The sequence below is a fragment of the Rhodococcus sp. Z13_19A genome, from assembly GCF_058133575.1.
Genome location: NZ_JBYUNN010000001.1, coordinates 563,283 through 588,864 on the forward strand (window position 1 = coordinate 563,283; position 25,582 = coordinate 588,864).

Genomic DNA, 25,582 nt, shown 5'->3' on the forward strand with positions numbered 1-25,582 from the left:
GTGTACGTGATCAACCGAGCGGTCACCAACGACTCGTGACCGGCTCCGGCCCTGGTCCCGACGGTCACCCTGCCCCGCGTGCCGGTTCCGGCGACGCGGCGCTGCGTGATGCCGAGGAACGGGCTGCCCGCACGCGTGCGGTGAACGTTCCCCAGCTGCCCGGGTTGCCGGTGCCCGACGACACCGCCAACCTGCGCGAGGGGGCGGACCTCAACGCCGCCCTGCTCGCCGTGCTGCCGCTGGTGGGCGTGTGGCGGGGCGAGGGGCTGGTCAGCTACCCCACGATCGACACCTACCGCTTCGGCCAGCAGCTGGTGATCGCCCACGACGGGCGCCCCTTCCTCACCTGGGAGTCGCGGTCGTGGATCCTCGACGCCGACGGCGCCTACGTCCGGCCAGCCGCCCGCGAGTCCGGCTTCCTGCGGGTGAACGCCCGGGACGACGGCGAGGACACCCTCGAGCTGCTGCTCACCCACAACACCGGCATCGTCGAGCTCTACTACGGGGCTCCGCTCAACCAGTCGTCCTGGGAGCTGGCCACCGACGTGGTCCTGCGCAGCGAGACGGCCAAGCCCGTGACCGCGGCCAAGCGGCTCTACGGGATCATCGACGGCGACCTCGGCTACGTGGACGAGCGCGCCATGATGGGTGAACCGCTGCAGCCGCACCTGTCGGCCCGGCTCGTCCGCCACGCCGGCTGAACACCCCTCACCTCTCCGCACCTTCTGCTGCGCCGGTGTCCCTGCGCGACGCAGCGCCACCGTCCCCCAGACGTGGAGCGACCCCCGAGCCATACCGCGGCTCGCGCGACCTGTGGTCGCTGCGTCGCGGTCCCGGTCGGACTCTCCGGGGGCTCGGGGGTCGGGTAGCTGCCTGGGATTCGCCGGCCGCTGTCGCAGGGGCAAACCCGTGGGCACTAGCGGCTAGCTGACAGCCACCTCACGCGTCCAAGAATTCATCAACTTCGGACCACCTCCTCTCTCGTGTACCCAGAAACTACGCCCGGCCGCGCGGGTCCGGCAACGGGTTTTGCCCACGGCGAACCAGTGGTCTGCGTCACACTTGACGGAGGTGCGCGTCATGCCTGGTCGAGCAGGTCCTGCAGCTGGCCGGTCAGCTCCTGGGCGCGCTCCGCGCGCGGCAGCGGCGCTCCGTCGAGCGTGTGCACCCGCGCCAGCAGGCGCACGCTGGAGGCCAGCCAGACTCCGTCCGCGGCCAGCAGCTCCGGCGTGGGCACCGGGCGCACCTCGCAGGTCCACCCAGCCAGCTCCGCCTGCCGGAACAGCGCCGCCTGGGTGGTGCCCGGCAGGATGCCCGCATCCACCGGGGGCGTGCAGAGCGTCCGCCCGGTCGCCAGCACCACCGACGAGGTCGGCCCCTCGAGCACGAAGCCGTCGGTGCTGGTGTAGATCACGTCGTCAGCGCCCTGCTCCTGCGCGTGGCGCTGAGCGGCCATGTTCGTCGCGTAGGACAGCGACTTGGCCCCCAGCAGCAGCCAGGGGGCCTGCTGCGCAGCGTCCCTGGCCACGCCACGGGTGAGGGTGAGGGCAGAGACTCCGGCGACCCGCTGCTCCAGGGCAGTGGCGCTGACCGGTGAGGCCGTGGCGTAGCCCGTGCAGGGTCCGCCGCTCTCCCGGCCCCGGGTGAGGATGAGCCGCAGGGCGAAGTCCTCGTCGCCCCGCCACAGCTCGATCACCGTCCGCACGCAGCGCCGCCACTGGTCCAGGTCCGGCTCGGGCAGGTGCAGCATCGCGGCAGAGCGGGCCAGCCTGGCCAGGTGACGCTCCTGCTCGCGGGCAACCCCGCGGCGCACCAGCAAGGTCTCGAACACCCCGTCGCCACGCACCGCGCCGAGGTCGTCCGCCCGCAGCAGCGGCTCGTCGGGATCAAGCACCTTCTCGTCCAGCGTCACCACTACCTGCACGGCCATCTCTGCACCCTACTGTCGGCAGACCGCCGCGCCACCGGATCGCCAGGGGCGGGTGTCTGGTGCCCCTGGCGTTGCCTAGGCACCCGGACGGGCGACCCGGAGCCTAGGATGAGCAGCGTGGGCAAGGCAGGCACGGAGCTGAGAGGAACAGGTCTCCGAGGGACGCTGCACCAGCGCGGCATGCGCATGACGCCGCAGCGGCAGATGGTCCTCGACGCCGTTCGCACGCTCGGCCACGCCACCCCGGAAGCCATCTGCGCCGAGGTGCAGCAGCAGTCGCCGGCGGTGAACATCAGCACCGTGTACCGCACGCTCGACCTGCTCGAGCAGATCGGGCTGGTCCGCCACACCCACCTCGGCCACGGGGCCCCCACCTACTCCTGCGACCCGCACGAGCACGTCCACCTGGTCTGCCACTCCTGCCAGCAGGTGATCGAGGTGGAGCCGGAGCTGCTCGAGCCGCTGGCCGCCACGCTCGCCGCCACCCGCGGCTTCACCCTCGATCCCGCTCACCTCGCCCTGTCCGGGCAGTGCGCCGACTGCGCCAGCCAACCCGCGCCTGCCGACCAGCCCGTGCCCGGCCAGGACCACACCACCCGCAACCCTGAGGAGCCGGTGTGACCTCGCCGCTGCTGTCCACGCCCGGAGCCACCCCCGCCGCAGAGGACTCCCCCGACGTGGGGGTCGCCTGGCACTACGGCGACCCGTTCGGTGAGCAGCGGGCCGCCACCACCCGCGCCGTGGTGGTCGACCGCAGCAACCGCGGGGTGATCGCCGTGCCCGGCGGTGAGCGGCGGTCGTGGCTGCACTCGCTGACCAGCCAGCACGTTCTCGGCCTCGCCGACGGGCAGGGCACCGAGGCGCTGATCCTGGACGTCAACGGCCGGGTGGAGCACCACCTGGTGCTCGCCGACCTCGACGGCACCACCTGGATCGACACCGAGCCGACCAGCACGCAGAGCCTGCTCGCCTACCTGCAGAAGATGGTGTTCTGGGCCGACGTCGCCCCCCGGGACGCCAGCGACGAGCTGGCCGTCCTGACCGTCCTCGGACCCACGGCGGACCAGCTGCTGGAGCTGCCCGCCGAGGTGCACGGAGTGCGTGCCCTGCCGGGCGGCGGCTTCGTGCGGCGGATGCCCGCGCCTGCGGGCTCGCACGCCGCCGACGTCGTGGTCCCCCGCGCCGCGCTCGCCACCTGGTGGCAGCGCCTCACCGAGGCCGGTGCGCGACCTGCCGGCTCCTGGGCCCACGAGGCGCTGCGGGTGGAGCAGGGCAGGCCCCGCGCCGGCGTGGACACCGACGAGCGCACCATCCCGCACGAGGCCGGCTGGATCCACCGCGCCGTGCACCTGGACAAGGGGTGCTACCGGGGGCAGGAGACCGTGGCGCGAGTGCACAACCTGGGCAAGCCACCACGGCGGCTGGTCCTGCTGCACCTGGACGGCTCTGCAGATGCCCGCCCGCAGACCGGCGACGACGTGACTGCCGCCGGCCGGGTCGTCGGCCGGGTCGGCACCGTGGCCGAGCACCACGAGCTGGGACCGATCGCGTTGGCGCTGGTCAAGCGGACCGTGCCGGCGGACACCGAGCTCGTGGCCGGTCCCTCGGCGGCGGCGATCGACCCGGACTCGGTGACCGAGGACACCGAGGTGCAGGCCGGGCGGGCCGCGCTCAGCCGGCTGCGGGGGCGCTGACGCAGCAGCCCCTGCTCACCCGAGTGAGGTGCCGCGCTTCGTGTCGTCAGCAGCGGCCGGGGCACGGTATGGTGTGTCGTAGGAAGAAACACACAATCGAACGGGGCCGCCGAATCCCCTGGCCGCCCCGTCCTTGCGCGAGGGGGTCGAGCCATGGGCCGCGGCCGGGCTAAGGCGAAGCAGACCAAGGTTGCGCGAGAGCTCAAGTACAGCTCTCCGAACACTGACTTCGAGACACTTCAACGAGAGCTCTCTGGGCACGGACCGGACTCGCTCCGGGTGCACCCCAGGCGCACCGAGGCCGATGATGTCCGGCCCCCCTGGGAGGAAGAGGACGACTGGAAGCCTTGAGCTTCCCGCTGAGCACCGGCCCAGTCTTCGCGCTTTCGATCCTGCAGGACTAAACCTCTGACTCATAGCAACCACACCCGCCATCCCCCCATCCGGTGGTATGGCGGGTGTGGTGCTTTTTGGCGTCCGGGTGCAGCAGGCGCCTGGCGATGACGCTACGGGGCGGCACCCCGCCTGGCGGGGACCGCTGAGCACCGAGACCGCTAGAAGCGGGGGTGCTCGCCCACCAGGGAGGCCCGGGCGGAGTCGGTGGCCTTCTGCACCGAGCCCAGCACCCAGGAGGGCACGTGGCGGGCGGTGAGCACGGCCAGCGCCCGGTCAGCGTCCTCGGGACCGACGATGGCAACCATGCCGATGCCCATGTTGAAGGTCTTCTCCATCTCGGCACGCTCCACGCGGCCGCGGTGGGCGATCACGCCGAACACCGGCGCAGGGCTCCAGGTGCCTCGGTCGAGCTCGGCCACCAGACCCTTCGGCACCACGCGCTCGAGGTTGGCGACCAGGCCACCACCGGTGACGTGGCAGAAGGTGCGCACCTGGGTCTCGGCGATGAGCGCCAGGCAGTCCTTGGCGTAGATGCGGGTCGGCTCGAGCATCTCCTCGCCCACCGTGCGGCCGAACTCCTCCACGTGTCCGTGCAGGGGCATCGCGGCGATGTCCAGCAGGACCTTGCGGGCCAGCGAGTAGCCGTTGGAGTGCAGGCCGGAGGAACCCATGGCGATCACCACGTCGCCGGGACGCACGCGGTCGGGACCGAGGATCGAGTCCGCCTCCACGACCCCCACGCCGGTGGCGGAGATGTCGTAGGCGTCGTCGGGCATCAGTCCGGGGTGCTCGGCGGTCTCTCCGCCCAGCAGGGCACAGCCGGCCAGCACGCAGCCCTCGGCGATGCCGGCGACGATCTCGGCCACCCGCTCGGGCACGACCTTGCCCACCGCGATGTAGTCCTGCAGGAACAGCGGCTCGGCACCGGAGACCACGAGGTCGTCCACCACCATGGCCACCAGGTCCAGGCCCACCGTGTCGTGCTTGTCCATGGCCTGAGCCACGGCAATCTTGGTGCCCACCCCGTCGGTGGAGGCAGCCAGGACCGGCTCGCGGTAGTGGCCGGGCTTCAGGGCGAACAGCCCGGCGAAACCACCGAGACCACCCAGCACCTCCGGGCGGCTGGCGCGCCGAGCAGACGGGGCGAACAGCTCCACCGCCCGGTCCCCAGCCGCGATGTCCACGCCGGCAGCGGCGTAGGAGGCGCCCGCCGAGGAGGACTCAGCAGGATCGTGCGGGTGGTCGCTCATGGCAGGGAAGCTCCGGATCATTCGTTGCGGGATGCGCCGCAACGGTACCGGAGTACCCGCTGGCGACCCTATTCTCCGTCCCGAAACCGGAACCCACGCCAGGTCAGCCCCGCTCCGCTGCGCCACGCGAGCTGGCCGCGCCCCCTGGGCCAGCCCCGCTCCGCTGCGCTACGCGAGCTGGCCGCGCCCCCTGGGCCAGCCCCGCTCCGCTGCGCTACGCGAGCTGGCCGCCGACCTTGGTGTATCCCCGCAGCAGGTCCCGGCTGATGATCAGCCTCTGCATCTCGTCGGTGCCCTCGAAGATCCGCCACAGCCGCACGTCGCGGTACCACTGCTCGATGGGCATCTCCCGGGTGTAGCCCATGCCGCCGTGGATCTGCATGACTCGGTCCACCACGCGGTTGATCATGTTCGTCCCGTAGAGCTTGGCGATGGCGCTGTCGTGCCGGGAGTCCAGGCCCTGGTCGACGTTCCACGCCGCCTTGAGCACGAGCCAGCGCGCGGCCTCCAGCTCCACGTCGGAGTCGGCGATCATCCACGCGACAGCCTGGTTGGCGCCGATCGGCTTGCCGAAGGTGGTGCGGTCGTTGGCCTGCTGCAGCGCCAGCGACAGCAGGCGCTCGGCGCCTCCCACCGCGCGGGAGGGGATGAGGTAGCGGCCCTTTCCGATCCACGCCATCGCCAGCTCCCAGCCCTGGCCCACCTCGCCCAGGACGTTGCTGCCCGGCACCCGGACGTTGTCCAGCACGATGGTGGCCGGCCGCGCCGAGCCCATCGTCTCGATGGGCGAGGTGGTGTAGCCCATCTCGCGGTCCACCAGGAACGCCGTGAAGCCGCCCTTGGTGCCCTTGTCCGAGTCGGTGACCGCGATGCAGATGATGAAGTCGGAGTCGTTGCCGCCGGTGATGAAGACCTTCTCGCCGTTGATGATCCAGTCGTCGCCGTCCCGCTTGGCGGAGGTCCGGATGTTCGCGGCGTCGGAGCCGGCACCCGGCTCGGTGATGGCGAAGCAGGACTTGCGCTCCCCGGAGATCGCCGGCTTGAGGTAGCTCTCGGCCTGCTCGGGGTTGCAGTAGAAGAGGATGTTGTCGGCCTCGCCGCCCGGGCGGAACCAGATGAAGCTGCGCCCGAACTCCATCTCCACCAGCGAGCGGGTGACCGCCGGCAGGGCCAGGCCGCCGTACTCCTCCGGGGTGCTCAGCCCCCACAGGTCGAACGTCTTGGCCTTGGCCTGCAGCTCGGCCATCTCGTCGGAGGTGACGGCGTTGGGGCCGCCCTCCCGGCCGCGACGCATGATCTCGCTCTCCAGCGGGATCAGCTCCCGCTCCACGAAGGTGCGCACGGTGGAGCGCATCGCGCGCTCCTCGTCAGAGATCGAGAAGTCGACCATCAGAGTTCCTTTGCGTCAGAGGGAGCGAGCAGGCTGGGTGGGCTAGAAGGCTGGGCGGGCTAGAAGGCTGGTGGGCTAGAAGGCGCTGACACCGGTGAGTGCGCGGCCCAGGAGCAGTGTCTGCACCTGGGTGGTGCCCTCGTAGAGGGTGAGCACGCGCGCGTCGCGCAGGTACTTGGCCAGCGGGTACTCCTCCACGAAGCCGTAGCCACCGAACACCTGCAGGCAGCGGTTGGCCGCCCGCACCGCGGACTCGGCGGCGTAGTACTTGGCGGCGGAGGCCTCCGCCCGGAAGGGCTGACCGCGGTCGCAGAGGTCGGCGGCACGCCACACCAGCAGCCGGGCGGCGTCGCGCTCCACCTGTGTCTCCACCAGCAGCTGCTGCACCAGCTGGTGCCCGGCGATGGTGCGGCCGAACTGCTCACGGCTGGCGGCGTAGTCCAGCGCAGCGTCCAGGCATGCGGTGGACAGACCCACGGCCGAGGCGGCGATGGAGGTGCGGCCGCGGTCCAGCGCGGTCATCGCCACGGTGAACCCGCGGCCCTCCTCGCCGAGCATGGCCGAGGCGGGCACCCGCACGGCGTCCAGGTGCAGCGCCGCGGTGTCCTGCCCGCGCAGGCCCAGCTTGTCGGTGATCTTGGTGGTGGAGAAGCCGGCGGAGTCGGTGGGCACCAGGAAGGCGCTCACCCCGCGGCCGCCCTCGCCGCCGGTGCGGGCCATCACCAGCGCGACGTCGGCCCAGTTGCCGTTGGTGATGAACTGCTTGGAGCCGGTGATCAGGTAGTCGTCGCCGTCGCGGACCGCCTTGGTGGTGAGGTTGCCGGCGTCGGAGCCCACCCCGGGCTCGGTGAGGCCGAAGCAGCCCACCAGCTCCCCCGAGCAGATGCCGGGCAGCCAGCGCTCCTGCTGCTCCGGGGTGCCGAAGCGGGCGATGCTCTTGCCCACCAGGCCCAGGGAGACGCTGACGATGCCACGGATGGCCTGGTCGCCCCGGCCCAGCTCCTCGATGGCCAGGCAGTAGGCGAACATGTCGCCACCGGACCCGCCCAGCTCCTCGGGCACCCCCAGGCCCAGCAGCCCGGCTCGGCCCAGCTTGCCCACGATGGACCGGTCGACCTGCTCGGCGCGGTCCCACTCCGCGGCGAAGGGCACCACTTCCTTGTCGACGAACGCTGCCGCCGACTCCTTCAGGGCCTGGTGCTCCTCGGACAACGTGAGGTCCACGCGGGGCTCCCTCCGCCGATCTCCAGCCGTGCCTAACACCGTTAGGTTACGCTGGGGCCCGTGCGTGACGTCAACCCCCAAAGAGTGCGCGAGGCCGCCCTCGAGCTGATCGACACCGAGGGCCTGGCTGCGCTGAGCATGCGTCGGCTGGCCACGGAGCTGGGCGTGCAGGCACCCTCGCTCTACCACCACGTGGCGGGCAAGACGGAGCTGCTGGACTCCCTGGTGGAGCAGGTGGGGGCCGGCGCGGACGCGTCCTGGTTCGGCGAGCACGCCTGGGACGAGGCGCTGCTGCGGTGGGGCCGCACGTACCACGCCGCACTGGCCGCGCACCCCGCGCTCGCCCCGCTCTTCGTCAGCTCTCCGGGCAGCTCGGACGCGGCGCTGCGCCGCATCGACCGCGTGCACGGCGGGCTGGTGGCTGCGGGATGGACGCCGCGCGAGGCCACCGAGATCGCGGCCGCGGTGAAGTTCCTGGTGATGGGCGCGGCGTCGGGGTCGATCGCGGCGGGGTTTCCGGCCGACCCGGAGCTGTACGCGGGCCGCTACCCCAACCTGGGCAGCGCCCACCGCCTGGCCAGCCACCGCAGCCGGGTGGACGCCGACGCGGTGGAGCTGGCGCTGGTGGCCCTGGTGGACGGCCTGCGCCTGCGGCTGGACCAGCGGCGGGCAGCCGGCTCGAGCCAGCAGCCCGGCTAGCGGATGGCGGCGTCGACCGAGCGGACCAGGTCCTCCGCGGCGCTGTCCAGCATGTCGCCCAGCACGTTCTCGTCGATCTTCGTCTCGCGAGACAGCGGGATCGGGTAGTGCCCGTCGAAGCAGGCCGAGCACAACCGGTCGCGGGGCTGCTCGGTGGCCTCCACCATCCCGTCGATGGACACGTAGCCCAGGGAGTCGGCGCCGATGGCCCGGCGCACACCCTCGAAGATTCCGTCGGCGGTGTCCAGGCCGTTGGCGATGAGCTCGGCCGGGCTGGCGAAGTCGATGCCGTAGAAGCAGGGCCAGCGCACCGGCGGGGAGGCGATGCGCACGTGCACCTCGAGGGCACCGGCCTCGCGCAGCATCCGCACCAGGGCCCGCTGGGTGTTGCCGCGGACGATGGAGTCGTCCACCACCACGAGCTTCTTGCCGCGGATGATCTCCTTGAGCGGGTTGAGCTTGAGCCTGATGCCGAGCTGGCGGATGGTCTGCGAGGGCTGGATGAAGGTGCGCCCGACGTAGGAGTTCTTCACCAGGCCCTGCCCGTAGGGGATGCCCGACTCCTGGGCGTAGCCGATCGCGGCGGGGGTGCCCGACTCCGGCACCGGGATGACCAGGTCGCCCTCGGCGGGGTGCTCGCGCGCCAGCAGCCGGCCGATCTCCACCCGGGTGGAGTGCACGGAGCGCCCGGCGATGGTGGTGTCCGGGCGGGCGAGGTAGACGTACTCGAACACGCACCCCTTGGGCTCGGCCTGGGCGAAGCGGGTGGAGCGCAGGCCGTCGGCGTCGATGGCCAGCAGCTCACCGGGCTCGATCTCGCGGACGAAGGAGGCGCCGACGATGTCGAGGGCCGCGGTCTCGCTGGCCACCACCCAGCCTCGCTCCAGCCGGCCCAGGCACAGCGGGTGCACGCCCTGCGGGTCACGGGCGGCGTAGAGGGTGTTCTCGTCCATGAAGGCCAGGCAGAAGGCGCCGCGCAGGGTGGGCAGCAGCGCCATGGCGGCCTGCTCCACGGTGGAGTCGGCCGCGGCGTGCGCCAGCAGTCCCGCGACCACGTCGGAGTCGGTGGTGGAGTTCATGCCGCCGCGCGGAGGCAGCAGGCCCAGCTCACGGGTGCGCTGGGAGAGCTCGGCGGTGTTCACCAGGTTGCCGTTGTGGCCCAGGGCGATTCCGGTTCCGGCGGCGGTGGTGCGGAAGGTGGGCTGGGCGTTGTCCCAGCTGGTGACGCCGGTGGTGGAGTACCGGGTGTGCCCGACGGCGACGTGCCCGCGCAGCGCGCTCAGGGTCTGCTCGTCGAACACCTGGCTGACCAGCCCGAGGTCCTTGAACACCAGCACCTGCGTGCCGTCGGCCACGGCGATGCCGGCGGCCTCCTGGCCGCGGTGCTGCAGGGCGTAGAGCCCGTAGTAGGTGAGCTTGGCGACGTCCTCACCGGGCGCCCAGACACCGAAGACGCCGCACTCCTCCCGAGGGCTGTCGTCCTCCAGCGCAGCGGGGCTGTCCTGCGCGGCTGGCGAGTGTTCAGCTTTGACCACCGGGTGGCGCTCCCTCACAGATAGGACCTGGGGCACAACCGAGTCTACGGCCTGACACGCTGCGCGCCGACCGGGCTCCAGTGATGCCCACCACCAGCGGCGACGGCGCCGCAGGAGTCACCGCACCCGCAGTCCCGCCAGCAGCTCGGGCGAGCCCGTTCCCCGGGGCAGCACCACCATGCCGGCCAGGCCGAGCCGGAGCGTGGCCGCGTCTGCCGCCAGCACCGCCTCCGACGCCGCGCCACTGGCCGCACCCCGGCGCGAGACCGACTCCGGCGCCACGTGCCCGGCCGGGTCGACGAGGCCGGTGGGCACGCCGAGGGGCAGCGGGACCGCGCCGGGATCGAGCCGGAGGGTCCAGCTCGCCGGCACGTCGGTGCAGCGCACCGCCACCGTGCCCGCCGCCTCGGCGGTGGCGGACCCGGGCTCGGCGGCCGCGGTGGCCAGCAGCACCGTGAGGTGCTCGTCGATGCCGTCCAGCAGCAGCCACGGGGGCAGCGCGGCGGGCACCTCCATCGCCACCTGCACCTGCCACGCGCGCACGCTCAGCGCGTGCGCGCTGCGCCGCAGCCAGAACCCGGCCTGCGGCGCCACGGCCGGCGACGGCGACCAGCACGGCCGGCGGCTCGGGGAGCGGGACAGCGCACCCAGCAGCTTCTCCCCGGCCACGTCCAGCGGCTTGGCCTGCTCGGGGGCGCGCCGAGGCACCAGCGCCGTGGAGGACAGCTGCTCGGTCACCCCGGTGGCGAACACGGCGGCCCAGCTCATCACCTCCGCCACGTCGGTGCCGGGCCCGAGCACCACCGGGCGGGCGGGATCGGCCGCAGTGAGGACCTGCAGCGCGGCCCCGATCGTGGAGAGGTAGGCCTCCCGGGTGGGCGGTCCGGGAGCGGCAGCAGTCATGGCTGCAATGCTGCCAGCCCGGAACCGTCCGTGGGAGCGTTCCGTCCCACGGGCATGACAACCGGGGTGGGCATCGACGTTGCGGGACTACAGGGGCTGGCCCCGCTGGGCGGGTCGGCCAGGTCAGGGGCGGAGGGTCTCGGCCAGCTGCGGCTGACCCCGGGTGACGCCGGCACCCCGGACGGGGAGGCGCTGGGCCTGGCGGTGCAGCGCTTCGCCGACCGGGTCTCGGCCGCGGTGCGCACCACCAGCGTCGACCTGCAGCGCTTCTCCCAGCTGGTCGGCGCGGCCGGCGCGACGTACGCCGGCGTCGACCAGGGGTTGGCGGACCAGCTGGGGCGGATGCGCGGGATGACCCAGCGATGAGCGACCCGCGCACCGTCTACGCCGAGCTGACCAGCGGAAACCTCGGCGCAGGCCCAGCCACCACCGTGGCCGGGGGCCGCAGCGCCCTGGCCGCCGAGCTGCGCGCGGTGGCCGACACCCGCGGACAGCTGGTGACCCTGTGGTTCGCCGGGCTGGGCTCCGCGAGTGCGCTGCGCAGCCTGGACCAGCGCAGCACCGACCTCGGCCGCGCCGACGACGACCTCAGCGCGGCCGCCCGGCTGCTGGGCGAGCTGGCCACCGAGCAGCAGCGTGTGCACCAGGTGGCCGGTGTGCTCATGCAGGAGTGGCAGCGGGCCTCCCAGGTGCTGCTGCCGGCAAACCCTCCCCTGTTCGAGCTGGTCACCGAGAACGTCCACAGCCGGCTCAAGGAGGTGCAGTCCATCCACCGCGGCGAGCTGGACCGCATCGCCCGCGCCTTCGACGGGCTGGCGGTGCAGCCCGCGGTGGGCGCCTCGGCCAGCACTCCCGGCGACGCCGCGCTGCCCGCGCCGGGAACGCAGCCCGCTGCCGTCGCCGCGTGGTGGAAGAGCCTGACCACCGAGCAGCAGGCCAGCCTGCGCTCCCAGCACCCCGACGCGCTGAGCGAGCTGGACGGGCTGCCGCCGGCCGTCCTGGACGAGGTGAACCGCGCCCGGCTGCGTCGCGACCACGACTCCGCCCAGCAGCAGCTCGACGACGCCGATCGGCGGCTGCGCGAGCTCGGGCTGTCCGGCACGCCCGACGCGATGCTGCTGGGCAGCTTCCCGCCCGAGGTCCGCGCAGCCGCGCTGGACCGGGCCACCGCGGAGCAGCTGCTGCAGCGCACCCAGCAGGTGGACGACGCTGTTCGCAGCGCGCAGGCCATGGCGGCACAGTCTCCGGGGACCGGGCCGGTGCAGCTGCTCAGCTACCGCTCCACCGGTCCCGGCGGGCTGGCCATCTCCTTCGGCGACCCCTCGCTGAGCAAGCACGTCGCCGTTGCCGTCCCGGGGACCTCGTCGGGTCCGGGTAGCCCCGGCCTCGACCAGGCCGCGGCCCTGCGCCGGGCGATGGACGAGCGCGACCCCGGCGGCTCGCACGCGACCGTGCAGTGGGTGGACTACGACGCCCCGGACAGCATTGGTGACGTGCAGGCCGTGGCCCAGACGGGCAACGCCGAGAAGGGCGCGCCCACGCTGGTCGGCGACGTGGCGGGGTGGCGGGCCGCGGCGGGGACTGCGCAGGTCGGCCCGCCGCAGCACGTCACCGTGGTGGGTCACTCCTACGGCAGCACCGTGGTGGGCTTCGCCGCGCAGCACGGGCTGGCGGCCGACGACGTGGCCCTGGTCGGGTCACCCGGCGTCGGTGCGACCTCGGCGGACCAGCTCTCCCCCGGCCGGGGCCACGTGTGGGCAGGCTCGGCCGAGCACGACCCGGTGGTCCAGCTCACCCGGGGCAGCGGCCTCACCAGCCTGCCCTCGGGCGTCGGCCCCTACGACCCTGGGTTCGGCAGCCGGCAGTTCGAGGCCACCAGCACGGACATCCTCGAGAACGCCCATGGCGGCTACTACCACGAGGGCACGCCGTCGCTGCGCAACCTGGCGGCCATCTCCACCGGCGACTACGACGACGTCACCGCGGCCAAGCCGTGGGACACCGCAGCCCCGAAGCCGCTGGCCTTGGCGGGGCTCGAGGCTGCCGGAGACGTCGCCCACGGCACCGCGCGCACCGTGGGGGAGCTGCTGCAGGGCGATCTCGACGACGCGAGGCGAAGCGTGGCCGCCACCGGCAAGGAGATGGTGGGCGACGCCGCCGACGCCGCGGCATCCATCGTCGGCGACCGTGCGGAGGTGCTCACTGCCCCGGTGAAGGCGGTGAAGGGCGTGCTGGGGCTGGTCGGCTAAGGGCTGCTGGGCTAAGGACGCAGCAGCGGCAGCCAGTGGGCGATCTCCTCGGCCCGGGTCCCGGACGACTGCAGCAGCGCCTGGGCGCGCGCCGCGTCAAAGGTGGTCCGTCCCGTCACCAGCAGCAGCCAGGTGCGCGGGTCGAGCTCCACCACGTTGGGCGGGGTGCCGCGGGTGTGCCGCGGCCCGGCGATGCACTGCACCGCCACGAACGGCGGCACCCGCACCTCCACGCTGTTGCCCGGCGCGGCCTGGGCCAGCGTGCGAGCCGACAGCCGCACCGCCGCCGCCAGCGAGCTCCGGTCGGGCTCGGGCACCTGTGGGTCGTCCAGCCAGGGCAGCACCGCCAGCACCGCCGCACGCATCTGGGCCTGGTCGACGGGTCCACGGGTAGCCACGGCCGTGAAGCCTAGGACTGCGCACCCCGCCGGCTCACCGGTGCCCGCGCCGTAGGGTTGGCGCGTGCTGAGCATCGACGACCTGGCGACGTACTGGGGCAGGCGGGCCGAGCAGCCCGGCGACATCCACTACCTGGCCCTGGGCGACTCGCTCACCCAGGGCTACGGCGCAGCGTCCCCGGCGCAGAGCTTCGTGAGCACCCTCGCCGGCCTGCTCACCGACGCCACCGGCGCCTCGGTGGCCGTCACCAACCTCGCGGTGTGCGGGGCCCGGCTGGAGGACCTGGTGATCGACCAGCTGCCGGCGCTGGCGCGGGTGCGCCCCGACGTCGTGACCGTCTGCATCGGCACCAACGACGCCACCCACACCGACCCCGACCACTTCCGCGACGTCTTCACCCGGTTGTGCGACGCCCTGCCCAACGGCACCTTCGTCGCCGACGTGCCCGACTTCCAGGGCGGCCACGGCGACGACGAGGCCCGCGAGCTGTCCGCGATCATCCGCGAGGTGGTGGCCGCCCGCCCCGCACTGGTGCCGGTGGCGGTGCAGGCCGCGACCGCGGGCATGACCGTCACCGAGTTCGGCACCGGCTTCGCCCACCCCGACGACGTCGGCTACCAGCGCTACACCCGGGCCTTCTGGGAGGCGATGGAGCCGGCGCTGCTCCGCTAGGACGTCACCGCCACGTCCTGGCCGAACAGGGCCGGCAGGGTCGCCTCGAAGGTCTCCCGCAGCTCGGCCAGCGACACGGTGAACTGGCCCTGCACCTCGATGTCGTCGGAGCCCTCGTCCACCACGCCGATGCGCGTCCACGGCAGACCGCGGTTGGTGCACATGCTGGTGAAGCGCGGCTCCTCGCTGCGCGGCACCGCCACCAGGATGCGGCCGGAGGACTCGCTGAACAGCTGCACGAACGGGTCGGAACCCTCGGGCAGCAGGATGCGGCAGCCGGTGTCGCCGTTGAGCGCGGCCTCCACCACGGCCTGGGCCAGCCCGCCCTCGGAGAGGTCGTGGGCGGCGGAGATCAGTCCGTCGCGGGAGCCGGCCAGCAGGATCTCGGCCAGCAGCTGCTCCCGGGCCAGGTCCACCTTGGGCGGGGTGCCGCCGAGGTGGTCGTGCACGACCTGGCTCCAGATCGAGCCACCCAGCTCCTCGTGGGTCTCGCCCAGCAGGATCAGCGTCTCCCCGGGGGTGTTGCCGAAGCCGGTGAGGATGCGGCGGTCCACCTCGTCGATGACACCGAGCACCCCCACCACCGGCGTCGGCAGGATGGCGGTGGTGCCGGTCTGGTTGTAGAAGCTGACGTTGCCGCCGGTCACCGGGATACCCAGCTGCACGCAGCCGTCGGCCAGGCCGCGCACGGCCTCGCTGAACTGCCACATCACGCCCGGGTCCTCGGGGGAGCCGAAGTTCAGGCAGTTGGTCACCGCGACCGGGGTGGAACCGGTGGTGGCGACGTTGCGGAACGCCTCGGCCAGCGCCAGCTGCGCCCCGGTGTAGGGATCCAGCGCGGTGTAGCGCCCGCTGGCGTCGGTGGCCAGCGCGATGCCCCGGCCGGTGGTCTCGTCGATGCGCAGCACGCCGGCGTCGGCGGCCTCGGCCAGCACGGTGTTGCCGCGCACGTAGCGGTCGTACTGCTGCACCACCCAGCGGCGGCTGCACAGCTGCGGCGAGCCCACCATCTGCAGCAGGGTGGCCTTGAGCTCGTCCGGGGTGGACGGACGGGCCAGCGCGTCTGGGGTGTTCGCGACCAGCGCGTCCTGGCCGGCCGGACGCTGCACGGGGCGCTCGTACACCGGGCCCTCGTGGGCCACGGTGCGCGGCGGCACGTCCACCACGGTCTCGCCGTGCCAGGTGATCTCCAGGTTGTCGCCGTCGGTGACCTCGCCGATGACGGTGGCCAGCACGTCCCACTTGCGGCAGATGGCCATGAACGCGTCCACGTTCTCCGGCGCCACCACGGCGCACATGCGCTCCTGGGACTCGCTGGAGAGCACCTCGGCCGGGGTCATCCCGGTGGCCCGCAGCGGGACGGCGTCCAGCTCCACGCGCATGCCGCCGCTGCCGGCGCTGGCCAGCTCGGAGGTGGCGCACGACAGCCCGGCTCCGCCCAGGTCCTGGATGCCCACCACGACGCCGGAGGAGTACAGCTCCAGGCAGCACTCGATGAGCACCTTCTCGGTGAACGGGTCGCCCACCTGCACCGCGGGCAGCTTCTTGCGGCCACCGCCGTGCTCGTCGCCGTCGAAGGTGGCCGAGGCCAGCACCGAGACGCCGCCGATGCCGTCCAGGCCGGTGCGGGCGCCGAACAGGATGATCTTGTTGCCCGTGCCGGAGGCGAAGGCCAGGTGCAGGTCCTCGGTGCGCATCACGCCGGCGCACAGCGCGTTCACCAGCGGGTTGCCCGCGTAGGACTCGTCGAAGACCAGCTCGCCGCCCACGTTGGGCAGGCCGAGGGAGTTGCCGTAGCCACCGACGCCGGCGACGATGCCGTGCACCAGCCGCTTGGTGTCCGGGGCATCGGCCCTGCCGAAGCGCAGCTGGTCCATCACCGCGATCGGGCGGGCACCCATGGCCATGATGTCGCGGACGATGCCGCCCACCCCGGTGGCCGCCCCCTGGTAGGGCTCCACGTAGGACGGGTGGTTGTGGCTCTCCACCTTGAAGGTGACCGCCCAGCCGTCGCCGACGTCGACCACGCCGGCGTTCTCCCCGATGCCGGCGAGCATGCCGGAGCGCATCTGCTCGGTGGTGGTCTCGCCGAAGTACTTCAGGTGCACCTTGGAGGACTTGTAGGAGCAGTGCTCGCTCCACATCACCGAGTACATGGCCAGCTCGGCGTCGGTGGGCCGCCGCCCGAGGATCTCCCTGATGCGCGCGTACTCGTCGTCCTTGAGACCGAGCGCGGCGTAGGGCTGCTCCAGGTCGGGAGTCTCGGCGGCGTTGGCAGTGGTATCGACAGGCACAGGCACGCGCAACAGCCTATCGAGGGGCCGCAGCACCCCTCTTACTCGCCTGGTCAGGGCTCCACAGCACACCACCGGCTACCAAGGAGTAACTTCTCCGCCCGACCTCTCTCCCACTGGCAGGAGCACCCCGATGACCGAAGCATCCCCCGGCCCCAGCGCCGGGACGGGCGGGAGCGGGGCCGAGACCACGCTGCGCCGCGGCATCACCGGGCCGCTGCTCTACGTCTTCATCCTCGGTGACGTCCTCGGCGCCGGGGTCTACGCCCTGGTCGGCGAGGTGGCGGGCGAGGTCGGCGGCGCGGTGTGGGTGCCGCTGCTGGTGGCGCTGGCGATGGCGCTGCTGACGGCCTCCTCCTACGTGGAGCTGGTGACCAAGCACCCGCGCGCCGGCGGTGCCGCGATCTTCGCCCAGCGGGCGTACCAGAAGCCGCTCATCTCCTTCCTGGTCGGCTACTGCATGCTCGCCGCCGGCGTGACCAGCGCCGCCGGGCTGGCCCTGGCCTTCTCCGGCGACTACCTCGGCGTCTTCCTGGACGTCCCGATGGTCCCTGCTGCGCTGGTGTTCCTGCTGGTGGTGGCCCTGCTCAACGCCCGGGGCATCAAGGAGTCACTGCGGGCGAACCTGGTGATGACGACGGTGGAGGTGGGCGGCCTGGTGCTGGTGGTGGTGCTCGCCGGCATCGTGCTGGGCCGCGGCGACGGCGACCTGGGCCGGGTGGTGGAGTTCAACGCCGACACCACCCCGGCACTGGCGGTGCTCAGCGCGGCGCTGCTGGCGTTCTACTCCTTCGTCGGCTTCGAGACCTCCGCCAACGTGGCCGAGGAGGTTCGCGACGTCCGCCGCGTCTTCCCGCGGGCCATGTTCGGGGCCCTGCTCACCGCCGGTGCCGTCTACGTGCTTGTGGGCATCGCCGTCTCGGTCGTGCTGCCGCCCGACCAGCTCGCACAGTCCACCGGGCCGCTGCTGGAGGTGGTCAGCGCCGCCGACGCCGGGGTGCCGTCCCGGCTGTTCAGCGCCATCGCCCTGGTGGCGGTGGCCAACGGTGCGCTGCTCACCATGATCATGGCGAGCCGGCTGGCCTACGGGATGGCCAACCAGGGCCTGCTGCCGGGCGTGCTGAACAGCGTGCTGACCCACCGCAGGACCCCGTGGGTGGCCATCGCGGCGACCACCGTGGTGGCCATGGCGCTGGCCACCACCGGCTCGCTGGCCACCCTGGCCGAGACCGTGGTGCTGCTGCTGCTCGTGGTGTTCATCAGCACCAACCTGGCGGTGCTGGTGCTGCGCAAGGAGCAGGTGGACCACGACTACTTCCGCACGCCCACGGTCCTGCCCGTGCTGGCGCTGGTGAGCTGCGTGGTGCTGCTGACCCAGCAGAGCGCGGCCACCTGGGCGCGCGCCGGCGGTCTGGTAGCGATCGGGGTGGTGCTGTACCTGGTGAGCCGGCTGGGCACCCGCCGGTCTCCGGCCGAGGAGGACCCGACCGCCGCCGCGCCCGCCGAGCACGCCGGCTAGCCCTGGCGGTCGCGGTCCTTGCTGGGCTGCACCCGCTTGGGCTCACCCGCCATCTTGGGGTAGTTCGGCGGGTAGGGCAGGTCGCCGAGCCCGCCGGCCTCGTCCCGCTCGGCCAGCTCCAGCAGCGTGTCCAGGGAGAACGCCTTGGCGTCCAGGTCGGCCATCGGGTCGCCGCGGCGGGCGAGCAGGTCGGGCACGGTGGCCATGGTGAAGTCGTCCGGGTCGACGTCCACCAGCTCGGCCCAGGTCACCGGGGTGCTCACCGTGGCCCGCGGGGTCTTGCGCACCGAGTAGGCGCTGGCGATGGTGCGGTCGCGGGCGTTCTGGTTGAAGTCCACGAAGATCTGCTCGCCGCGCTGCTCCTTCCACCACGCCGTGGTCACCCTGCCGCCAGCGCCGCGCTCCACCTCGCGGGCCAGGGCGATGGCGGCGCGGCGCACCTCGGTGAAGGTCCAGCGGGGCTCGATCCGCACGTACACGTGCAGGCCGCGCCCGCCGGAGGTCTTGGGGAACCCCACCAGCCCGAGCTCGTCCAGCAGCGGCTGCACCACCTCCAGCGCCACCGCGCGGGCCTCGGCGAAGGCGGTGCCCGGCTGCGGATCGAGGTCGATGCGCAGCTCGTCGGGGTGGTCGGTGTCTGTGCACCGGGCGTGCCACGGGTGGAAGGTGACCGTGCCCATCTGCGCCGCCCACACCACCTCCGCGGCGTGGCGCACCCGCAGCGCGTCGGCGGTCCGCCCGGACGGGAAGGCCACCTGGCAGGTCTGCAGGTACTCGGGGTGCTTGGCGGGGATCCGCTTCTGGTACACCTCCTCGCCCTCGATGCCGTCGGGGAAGCGCTGCAGGTAGGTGGGCCGGTCACGCAGCGCGTTCACGATCACCCCGGCCTCGGCGACGGCCTGGTAGTAGTGCGCCAGGTGGAGCTTGGTGCCGCCGTCCGCGCCGAGCGCGGGGAACATGATCTTGTCGGGGCTGCTCAGCCGCACCTCCACACCGTGGACGTCCAGCAGCTCCGGCGGTGTCTTTCCTGCGGGCGTCTTGCTGGGCATCACTGGCCTCCATCGGCGAGCACGTCGGCGAGGTCGAACCGGACGGGCACGTCCAGCTGGTCGTAGGTGCACGAGGAGGGGGTGCGGTCGGGGCGCCAGCGCAGGAACTTGGCGGCGTGGCGCAGCCGGTCGCCCTCCATCTGGTCGTAGGCCACCTCCACCACCCGCTCCGGTCGCAGCGGCACCCAGGAGTGGTCCTCGCGGGCGTTCCACCGGTTGGGCTCACCCTCGTGGACCACGTCCGACCCCAGGCGCAGCGGCTGCAGCTCCTCGAACAGCTCCTTGCGCCGCTGTGCGGTGAACGCCGACGCGCCGCCGATCATGTGCATCTCGTCGCCGTCGTAGAGGCCGAGCAGCATGGAGCCGATGCCGGGCACGCTCTTGTGCGGCCGGTAGCCGATGACCACGCAGTCGGCGGTGCGGTGGTGCTTGACCTTGATCATCTCCCGGCGGTCCGGGGCGTAGTGCCCGGCGAGCCGCTTGGCCACCACCCCGTCCAGCCCGGCGCCCTCGAACTCGGCGAACCACTGCTGGGCGATCGCGGCGTCGGTGGTGGCCGTGGTGACGTGGCAGGTGGGCCCGGTGACGCCCAGGCCCAGCAGCAGCTCGCGGCGGCGGGAGAACGGCTCGGCCGTCAGGTCCTCCGCACCCAGCGCCAGCAGGTCGAAGCCCACCACCTGCGCCGGGGTCTGCTCCGCCAGCAGGGTGATGCGGCTCGCGGCAGGGTGGATGCGCTGGCTCAGGGAGTCCCAGTCCAGCCGGGTGCGGCCGTCGATCTCCCGGGGCACCACGATCTCGCCGTCCAGCACGCACTGCTCCGGCAGCTCGGCGAGCACCCCCGCCACCACCTCGGGGAAGTAGCGGGTCAGCGACTTTCCGCTGCGCGAGCCCAGCTCCACCTCGTCGCCGTCACGAAAGACGATGCAGCGGAAGCCGTCCCACTTGGGCTCGTAGGACCAGATCGGCTCGCCGGCACCCTGCACGGGCACGGCGTCGGCGGCCTTGGCCAGCATGGGCTTGACGGGCGGGCGCACCGGGAGGTCCATCTGCCCATCCTGGCCCAGGCAGCCGGGATCCGGGTAGGGAGAGCCGGCTCAGCCCCGGGCGAGGCGGGCCAGCAGCAGGGTCTCGGCCAGGCAGACGCGCTCGAACTCGGCCAGGTGCAGGCCCTCGTCCACGCCGTGCGCACGAGTGTCGGGGTCCTCCACCCCGGTGACCAGCACGGCCGCGTCCGGGAAGGCGTCGACGAACTCGGCGATGAACGGGATGGAGCCACCCATCCCCATGTCCACCGGCTCGGTGCCGTCCCAGGCGTCGCGGAAGCTGGACCGGGCGGCGTCGTAGGCCGGTCCGGTGGCGTCGATGGCGCAGGGCTGGCCGGTCTCCCCACCGGTGACCGTCACCTGAGCGCCCCAGCCGACGTGGCTGCGCAGGTGCTCGGTGAGCGCGGCCAGCGCCGCGTGGGCGTCGGTGCCCGGCGGGACGCGCAGGCTCACCTTGGCCCGGGCCACCGGCACCAGCGTGTTGGAGGAGGCGGCCACGGTGGGGGCGTCGATGCCGATGACGGCGATGGCCGGGCCGTTCCACAGCCGCGACACCACCGAGCCGGTGCCCAGCTGCTGCACGCCGTCGAGCAGCGACGACTCCGCCCGCACCCGCTCCTCGGGGTAGTCCAGGTCGGCCGCCTCGCCCTGCGGCAGTCCAGCCACCGCCACCGAGCCGTCGGGGTGGTGCAGCGTAGCCAGCAACCGGCACAGGGTGGTGAGCGCGTCCGGCGCCACCCCGCCCCACAGCCCGGAGTGCACGGCGTGCCCGAGGGTGCGGACCTCGACGACACAGTCGGCCAGCCCGCGCAGCGACACGGTGAGGGCAGGGACGCCGACGTCCCAGTTGGCGGAGTCGGCGATGACGATGGCATCCGCGGCGAGGCGGTCGCGGTAGGTGTGCAGCAGCCGGGTCAGCGACGGCGAGCCGGACTCCTCCTCGCCCTCCACGAACACGGTGACCCCCACCGGCGGGGCGCCGCCGTGGGCGCGGAAGGCGGCCAGGTGCGCCGCGATGCCCGCCTTGTCGTCGGCGGCGCCGCGGGCGTAGAGGCGCTCGCCGCGCTCGGTGGGCTCGAACGGCGGACTGGTCCACGCCGTGACGTCGCCGGTGGGCTGCACGTCGTGGTGGGCGTAGAGCAGCACCGTCGGCGCTCCGGGCGGTGCCGGGTGGTGGGCGATGACCGCGGGTGCGCCACCCTCGCTGACCACGTCCACCTGGGCGAAGCCGGCCTCGCGCAGCAGCCGGGCCACGGCCTCGGCACTGCGCTGCACGTCGGCGGCACGGGCCGGGTCGGCGTACACCGAGGGGATGCGCACGAGGTCCTCGAGGTCGGCCCGGACCGCGGGCAGCACCTGCGCCAGGGTCTCGCGCAGCTCGGACTCGGAGGGGCTCAGCGCAGCAGTCATGCCCCGAGCCTAGGACGGGGCCCGACGAGCGGGCCCCGCGGTGCTCACGCGCTGGCGAGCACGCCGTCCAGCACGGACAGGAAGATGCCCAGGCCGTCGTCGGTGGGACCGGTGAGCTTCTCGGTGGCGTGCTCGGGGTGCGGCATCAGCCCCACCACCCGGCCGTCGGCCGAGGAGATGCCGGCGATGGCGCGCATCGACCCGTTGGGGTTGTCGCCGACGTAGCGGAAGACCACGCGGCCCTCACCCTCCAGCTCGTCCAGGGTGTCCTCGGCGGCCACGTAGCGGCCCTCGCCGGACTTCAGCGGCACCAGGATCTCTGCGCCGGCCTCGTAGCGCGAGCTCCAGGCGGTGCTGGTGGACTCCACCCGCAGCCACTGGTCGCGGCACAGGAAGTGCAGGCCGTCGTTGCGGGTGAGCGCCCCGGGCAGCAGCCCGGCCTCGCAGAGCACCTGGAAGCCGTTGCAGATGCCCAGCACCGGCAGGCCGGCGCCCGCGGCGCGCACCACCTCGGTCATCACCGGCGCGAAGCGGGCGATGGCTCCGGCACGCAGGTAGTCGCCGTAGGAGAAGCCACCCGGCACGATCACCGCGTCGACTCCGCGCAGGTCAGCGTCGCCGTGCCACAGGCTGACCGGCTCCGCGCCGGACAGGCGCACGGCGCGGGCGGCGTCGACGTCGTCCAGCGTCCCCGGGAAGGTGATGACTCCGATGCGCGCGCTCACTCCTGCACCCTCCGCACGGTCCAGTCCTCGATCACGGTGTTGCACAGCAGGGTCTGCGCGATCTGCGCCAGCGCGGCGTCGTCGACGTCGTCGGCGACCTCCAGCTCGAAGCGCTTGCCCTGGCGGACGTCAGCGACCCCGGTGAAGCCCAGCCGCGGCAGCGCCCCAGCGATGGCCTGACCCTGGGGGTCGAGGATCTCGGCCTTCGGCATGACGTCCACGACTACTCGGGCCACGCGGCGCTCCCTGGTTAGAATCGGTGTTGACGAGGGTGAGCCTACTGGCAGGGCCGGAGGACGCCTCTCGTCGCCAGGGCCAGACCGCCCCGCAGGGACGGCCCACTGGCCACGCACTGCGAAAGGTCGCTGCGCCGGCAGGTTCGCCGGACGTGTTGTCTTCCCCCACTGGTCATCCGGGCACGGGACTGCTTGATCAGCCGAACTCGGCTCGGTCCGATAGTTTTCGGGTTGTTGGTCTGGGCAACAACTTTCCGCGACGCGACAGGAGCACGAGCACGATGTCACCGTTACGGGAGAGCATCGATCCATCCACGGTGTTGCGCAACCACCTCCCCATGGATCTCACCCGATCGGTGCTCGCCCGCCGTCCCCTGGTGACGGTGGTGCTGGACATCGCCGGGCGCGGCCGCTGGACCCTCTACATCAAGCACGGCGAGGTCAGCCTGGTGGTGGGTGCGATCGCACGTCCCACCTGCTGCATCCGCACCGACGCCGCCACCCTCGCCGACCTGCTGATGGGCCGGCGCAGCGGCGTGGAGGCGTTCCTGACCGGGGACCTGGTGGCCCGCGGCAGCCTGAACACGGTGCTGCAGGTGGGCGGCGCCTTCGCCCCGGAGGCGCACCTGCCCACCCGGGCGCACTCCCGGGAGGTCAGCGCCTACGGCGTGCGCACCGCCTACCTGGAGGCCGGACCGGCCGACGGCCGCCCGGTGGTGCTGCTGCACGGCCTGGGCGCCACCAACGCCTCGATGCTGCCGGTGCTCGCCGACCTGGCCAAGGACCACCGGGTGATCTCCCCGGACACCCCCGGCTTCGGCGCGTCCGAGGCGCCGCCGTGGAAGTACACCGCCGAGCAGATGCACCGCTGGCTGCGCTCGTTCCTGGACGCCGTCGACGCCCGCGGTGCCGTGGTGATCGGCAACTCCCTGGGCGGGCGGCTGGCCCTGGAGCTGGCGCTGCGCGACCCCGACGCGGTGGACCGGCTGGTGCTGCTGTGCCCCGCGCCCGCGTTCCGCCGCTTCCGCCAGCTGGCCCCAGTGGCCAAGCGGCTGCCCATGCTGATGGCCCGGATGCCGTTCGGCCCGCCCCGGCCCGCGCTGGTCACCGGGCTCAAGGCCATGTTCGCCGACCCCAGCCGGCTGCCCTCCACCTGGTACGACGCCGCCATCGACGAGTTCCTCATCGCCATGAAGGACCCGTCCCACCGGCGCGCCGCGCTCTCGGCGATGCTCAACATCTACACCGACGAGCCGTTCGGGGAGTCCGGGTTCTGGGAACGGCTGCCGCACCTGGAGCCGCCGGCGCTGTTCATCTGGGGCGCCGCGGACCGGTTGGTGCCGGCCAGCTTCGCCCGCCACGTCACCGAGGCCCTGCCCGATGCGGAGTCGGTGGTGATCCCCGACTGCGGGCACGTGCCGCAGTTCGAGCTGCCGGAGCTGACCATGCGGCTGACGCGCAGCTTCCTCGCCACCGGTCGCCGCCACGTCCCGGCCGACCGCGTGCTGCGCCAGTGGAAGGACGGCCAGGACAAGCCCGGCCGGTGGGAGAAGGAGTCCTAGATGCAGCTCACCCACCTCGGGCACTCCTGCCTGCTCCTGGAGGCTGAGGGCGTCCGCATCCTCATCGACCCAGGCACCTTCGCCACCGGCTTCGCCGAGCTGACCGGACTGGACGCGGTGCTGGTCACCCACCAGCACCCGGACCACGTGGACGTGGACGCCCTGCCACAGCTGCTGGGCAACAACCCGGGTGCGCGGCTGGTGGCCGACTACATGACCGCCACCAAGCTGGGTGACCCCTGGACGCCGGTGAGCCCGGGCGAGCGGTTCACGGTGGGACCGGTGCGGGTGCGGGTGGAGGGCGGCACGCACGCGGTGATCCACCCGGACGTCCCGGTGATCGAGAACGTGGCCTACCTGTTCGGCACCGCGGCCCAGCCCAACCACCTGCTGCACCCCGGTGACTCCCTCCACGTGCCCGAGGAGCCGGTGGCGGTGCTGGCGCTGCCGGCCGGCGCCCCGTGGCTGAAGATCGCCGAGGCGGTGGACTACCTGCGGGCGGTGTCGCCGGAGGTCGCCGTCCCCATCCACCAGGCCGTGCTGGCCAAGCCCGAGATGCACTACCGACTGCTGGAGCAGCTGCGCCCGGAGCACACCGAGCTGCGGGTGCTCGAGCACGGCGTGGCCAGCGAGGTCTAGGCCGCGCCGCTGCGGGCCGCCCCGGGGCGGCACGTGGCGTAGGTGACGGGGTCCGCGCCGTGGTGCAGGGCCAGGTCCAGCGCGTCCAGCAGAGCCTGCCGCGGCCCCGAGCTGTCGAGCTGGGCGGCCTTGGCCGCCAGCCGCAGCACTCCGCCGCGCCGGGCGGTCCGGTCCGCGGCCAGCACCAGCGCCCGGCAGCGCCACGGCTCGGTGGTGGTGCCGCCACCCACGCCGAGCACCCGGGACCAGGTGGTGGGGCCGGCAGGCAGCGCACGGACCGCGCCGCGGTCGGCGCAGAGCCGGAAGCCCGCCTGCGGCAGCGCGGCCAGGGCACCGGCGGAGATCGTCCACTGCGGCGGGACGAACAGCCGGGTGCGCAGCCCCACCTGCTCGAGCACCCGGTCGGCGGCGGTCAGGCGCAGCAGGGCCTCGTGCTGGGCCAGGACGGCGAACTCGGCGCGACGCTTGCGGACGGCCGCCTGGTCGTAGCCGTGCAGCACGACGGCGTCCCCGTGCTCGCGGCGGTGGCGCAGCCAGTGCTGGGCCGCGGCGTCGGCGGTCAGCCGGTAGCCGCTCTTGCGCCGCGGGGCCACCAGCAGCGACAACGGCACGGCCCGGCGGTCGAGCTCAGCGGCGAAGGCCCGCGCCGGCCCGAGGGTCTCGGCGCGGACCCCGGACAGCGACACGATCACGGAAGCCACCTGCCCAGCACACCCGGTGGAGGTGAACTCCAGGCGTGGCCGCGGCGCACGCTGGGTGAACTG

Annotated in this window: 25 protein-coding genes; 11 read left to right on the plus strand and 14 right to left on the minus strand. The window is 73.0% G+C overall.

Annotated features, from left to right (window positions below; all coding sequences use genetic code 11):
• The first annotated feature begins 35 nt into the window (after window positions 1–35).
• Complete coding sequence (locus AC3YNX_RS02600) at window positions 36–701, plus strand: heme-binding beta-barrel domain-containing protein (RefSeq protein WP_241249196.1); 666 nt, start codon at window positions 36–38, stop codon at window positions 699–701.
• Between the two features lie 377 nt (window positions 702–1,078).
• Here AC3YNX_RS02600 and AC3YNX_RS02605 read toward each other — a convergent pair whose 3' ends face one another.
• A complete protein-coding gene (locus tag AC3YNX_RS02605) occupies window positions 1,079–1,930 on the minus strand; it encodes an aminodeoxychorismate lyase (RefSeq protein ID WP_489994507.1) in 852 nt (283 codons plus the stop codon).
• 108 nt (window positions 1,931–2,038) lie between these two features.
• Here AC3YNX_RS02605 and AC3YNX_RS02610 point away from each other — a divergent pair, with 108 nt between their 5' ends.
• The 3 genes from AC3YNX_RS02610 to AC3YNX_RS02620 all read left to right on the plus strand — a co-directional run bounded on the left by AC3YNX_RS02610 (window position 2,039) and on the right by AC3YNX_RS02620 (window position 3,975).
• A complete protein-coding gene (locus AC3YNX_RS02610; protein WP_489994508.1) occupies window positions 2,039–2,551 on the plus strand; it encodes a Fur family transcriptional regulator in 513 nt (170 codons plus the stop codon).
• On the plus strand, window positions 2,548–3,624 hold the full coding sequence (ygfZ, locus tag AC3YNX_RS02615) for a CAF17-like 4Fe-4S cluster assembly/insertion protein YgfZ (RefSeq protein WP_127784184.1): 1,077 nt from the start codon (window positions 2,548–2,550) through the stop codon (window positions 3,622–3,624). The genes AC3YNX_RS02610 and ygfZ overlap by 4 nt, the downstream gene beginning before the upstream one ends.
• Window positions 3,625–3,777: 153 nt before the next feature.
• The gene (locus tag AC3YNX_RS02620) at window positions 3,778–3,975 is read left to right on the plus strand and encodes a DUF3073 domain-containing protein (protein WP_127784185.1); all 198 of its coding nucleotides are present in this window, start codon (window positions 3,778–3,780) and stop codon (window positions 3,973–3,975) included.
• Window positions 3,976–4,178: 203 nt separating this feature from the next.
• On the opposite strand, the gene purM is transcribed toward AC3YNX_RS02620, so the two are convergent.
• The 3 genes from purM to AC3YNX_RS02635 form a co-directional block, all read right to left on the minus strand.
• Window positions 4,179–5,270, minus strand: coding sequence for a phosphoribosylformylglycinamidine cyclo-ligase (gene purM / locus AC3YNX_RS02625; RefSeq protein WP_127784186.1), 1,092 nt, complete (start codon window positions 5,268–5,270; stop codon window positions 4,179–4,181).
• A gap of 214 nt (window positions 5,271–5,484) precedes the next feature.
• Complete coding sequence (locus tag AC3YNX_RS02630; protein WP_489994509.1) at window positions 5,485–6,660, minus strand: acyl-CoA dehydrogenase family protein; 1,176 nt, start codon at window positions 6,658–6,660, stop codon at window positions 5,485–5,487.
• Window positions 6,661–6,735: 75 nt separating this feature from the next.
• Window positions 6,736–7,884 (minus strand): acyl-CoA dehydrogenase family protein, encoded by a 1,149-nt coding sequence (locus AC3YNX_RS02635; protein WP_489982027.1) that lies wholly within the window; start codon window positions 7,882–7,884, stop codon window positions 6,736–6,738.
• A gap of 60 nt (window positions 7,885–7,944) precedes the next feature.
• Between AC3YNX_RS02635 and AC3YNX_RS02640 the strand changes: the two genes are divergently transcribed.
• Window positions 7,945–8,583 carry a TetR/AcrR family transcriptional regulator gene (locus tag AC3YNX_RS02640; RefSeq protein ID WP_489994510.1) on the plus strand — a complete coding sequence of 213 codons (639 nt, stop codon included), beginning with the start codon at window positions 7,945–7,947 and terminating at the stop codon, window positions 8,581–8,583.
• Here the strand turns inward: AC3YNX_RS02640 and purF are convergent.
• Together purF and AC3YNX_RS02650 are read right to left on the minus strand one after the other, a co-directional pair.
• On the minus strand, window positions 8,580–10,118 hold the full coding sequence (purF, locus tag AC3YNX_RS02645) for an amidophosphoribosyltransferase (RefSeq protein ID WP_489994511.1): 1,539 nt from the start codon (window positions 10,116–10,118) through the stop codon (window positions 8,580–8,582). The two genes, AC3YNX_RS02640 and purF, sit on opposite strands and share 4 nt — an antisense overlap.
• Window positions 10,119–10,235: 117 nt before the next feature.
• Window positions 10,236–11,021 (minus strand): hypothetical protein, encoded by a 786-nt coding sequence (locus AC3YNX_RS02650; RefSeq protein WP_127784190.1) that lies wholly within the window; start codon window positions 11,019–11,021, stop codon window positions 10,236–10,238.
• A gap of 54 nt (window positions 11,022–11,075) precedes the next feature.
• Between AC3YNX_RS02650 and AC3YNX_RS02655 the strand changes: the two genes are divergently transcribed.
• Together AC3YNX_RS02655 and AC3YNX_RS02660 are read left to right on the plus strand one after the other, a co-directional pair.
• A complete protein-coding gene (locus tag AC3YNX_RS02655) occupies window positions 11,076–11,387 on the plus strand; it encodes a hypothetical protein (RefSeq protein ID WP_489994512.1) in 312 nt (103 codons plus the stop codon).
• On the plus strand, window positions 11,384–13,270 hold the full coding sequence (locus AC3YNX_RS02660) for an alpha/beta hydrolase (protein ID WP_489994513.1): 1,887 nt from the start codon (window positions 11,384–11,386) through the stop codon (window positions 13,268–13,270). The genes AC3YNX_RS02655 and AC3YNX_RS02660 overlap by 4 nt, the downstream gene beginning before the upstream one ends.
• 11 nt (window positions 13,271–13,281) lie before the next feature.
• On the opposite strand, the gene AC3YNX_RS02665 is transcribed toward AC3YNX_RS02660, so the two are convergent.
• On the minus strand, window positions 13,282–13,668 hold the full coding sequence (locus tag AC3YNX_RS02665; RefSeq protein ID WP_489982032.1) for a sterol carrier family protein: 387 nt from the start codon (window positions 13,666–13,668) through the stop codon (window positions 13,282–13,284).
• A gap of 64 nt (window positions 13,669–13,732) precedes the next feature.
• Here AC3YNX_RS02665 and AC3YNX_RS02670 point away from each other — a divergent pair, with 64 nt between their 5' ends.
• On the plus strand, window positions 13,733–14,341 hold the full coding sequence (locus AC3YNX_RS02670) for an SGNH/GDSL hydrolase family protein (protein WP_489994514.1): 609 nt from the start codon (window positions 13,733–13,735) through the stop codon (window positions 14,339–14,341).
• Here AC3YNX_RS02670 and purL read toward each other — a convergent pair.
• Window positions 14,338–16,641 (minus strand): phosphoribosylformylglycinamidine synthase subunit PurL, encoded by a 2,304-nt coding sequence (gene purL, locus AC3YNX_RS02675; RefSeq protein WP_489982034.1) that lies wholly within the window; start codon window positions 16,639–16,641, stop codon window positions 14,338–14,340. The two genes, AC3YNX_RS02670 and purL, sit on opposite strands and share 4 nt — an antisense overlap.
• 127 nt (window positions 16,642–16,768) lie before the next feature.
• Between purL and AC3YNX_RS02680 the strand changes: the two genes are divergently transcribed.
• Window positions 16,769–18,154, plus strand: a complete 1,386-nt coding sequence (locus tag AC3YNX_RS02680; RefSeq protein ID WP_489994515.1) for an APC family permease — start codon at window positions 16,769–16,771, stop codon at window positions 18,152–18,154.
• Here AC3YNX_RS02680 and ligD read toward each other — a convergent pair.
• Genes ligD through purS form a run of 5 tightly spaced genes read right to left on the minus strand, consistent with a single transcriptional unit; the run spans window position 18,151 to window position 22,617 of the window.
• The gene (gene ligD / locus AC3YNX_RS02685) at window positions 18,151–19,203 is read right to left on the minus strand and encodes a non-homologous end-joining DNA ligase (RefSeq protein WP_489994516.1); all 1,053 of its coding nucleotides are present in this window, start codon (window positions 19,201–19,203) and stop codon (window positions 18,151–18,153) included. The two genes, AC3YNX_RS02680 and ligD, sit on opposite strands and share 4 nt — an antisense overlap.
• Window positions 19,203–20,249 carry an ATP-dependent DNA ligase gene (locus AC3YNX_RS02690; RefSeq protein ID WP_489994517.1) on the minus strand — a complete coding sequence of 349 codons (1,047 nt, stop codon included), beginning with the start codon at window positions 20,247–20,249 and terminating at the stop codon, window positions 19,203–19,205. Before AC3YNX_RS02690 ends, ligD begins: the two co-directional genes overlap by 1 nt.
• A 48-nt stretch (window positions 20,250–20,297) precedes the next feature.
• Complete coding sequence (locus AC3YNX_RS02695) at window positions 20,298–21,656, minus strand: dipeptidase (protein ID WP_489994518.1); 1,359 nt, start codon at window positions 21,654–21,656, stop codon at window positions 20,298–20,300.
• A 44-nt stretch (window positions 21,657–21,700) separates the two neighbouring features.
• The gene (purQ, locus tag AC3YNX_RS02700) at window positions 21,701–22,381 is read right to left on the minus strand and encodes a phosphoribosylformylglycinamidine synthase subunit PurQ (protein WP_127784199.1); all 681 of its coding nucleotides are present in this window, start codon (window positions 22,379–22,381) and stop codon (window positions 21,701–21,703) included.
• The gene (gene purS / locus AC3YNX_RS02705; protein ID WP_127784200.1) at window positions 22,378–22,617 is read right to left on the minus strand and encodes a phosphoribosylformylglycinamidine synthase subunit PurS; all 240 of its coding nucleotides are present in this window, start codon (window positions 22,615–22,617) and stop codon (window positions 22,378–22,380) included. Before purS ends, purQ begins: the two co-directional genes overlap by 4 nt.
• A gap of 338 nt (window positions 22,618–22,955) precedes the next feature.
• On the opposite strand from purS, the gene AC3YNX_RS02710 reads away from it, so the two are divergent.
• The gene (locus AC3YNX_RS02710) at window positions 22,956–24,179 is read left to right on the plus strand and encodes an alpha/beta fold hydrolase (RefSeq protein WP_489994519.1); all 1,224 of its coding nucleotides are present in this window, start codon (window positions 22,956–22,958) and stop codon (window positions 24,177–24,179) included.
• Entirely contained in the window at window positions 24,180–24,818 is a 639-nt protein-coding gene (locus AC3YNX_RS02715; RefSeq protein ID WP_489994520.1) for an MBL fold metallo-hydrolase, read from the plus strand.
• Here AC3YNX_RS02715 and AC3YNX_RS02720 read toward each other — a convergent pair.
• A complete protein-coding gene (locus AC3YNX_RS02720) occupies window positions 24,815–25,519 on the minus strand; it encodes a DUF2334 domain-containing protein (RefSeq protein ID WP_489994521.1) in 705 nt (234 codons plus the stop codon). The genes AC3YNX_RS02715 and AC3YNX_RS02720 overlap by 4 nt on opposite strands.
• Between the last annotated feature and the right edge of the window lie 63 nt (window positions 25,520–25,582).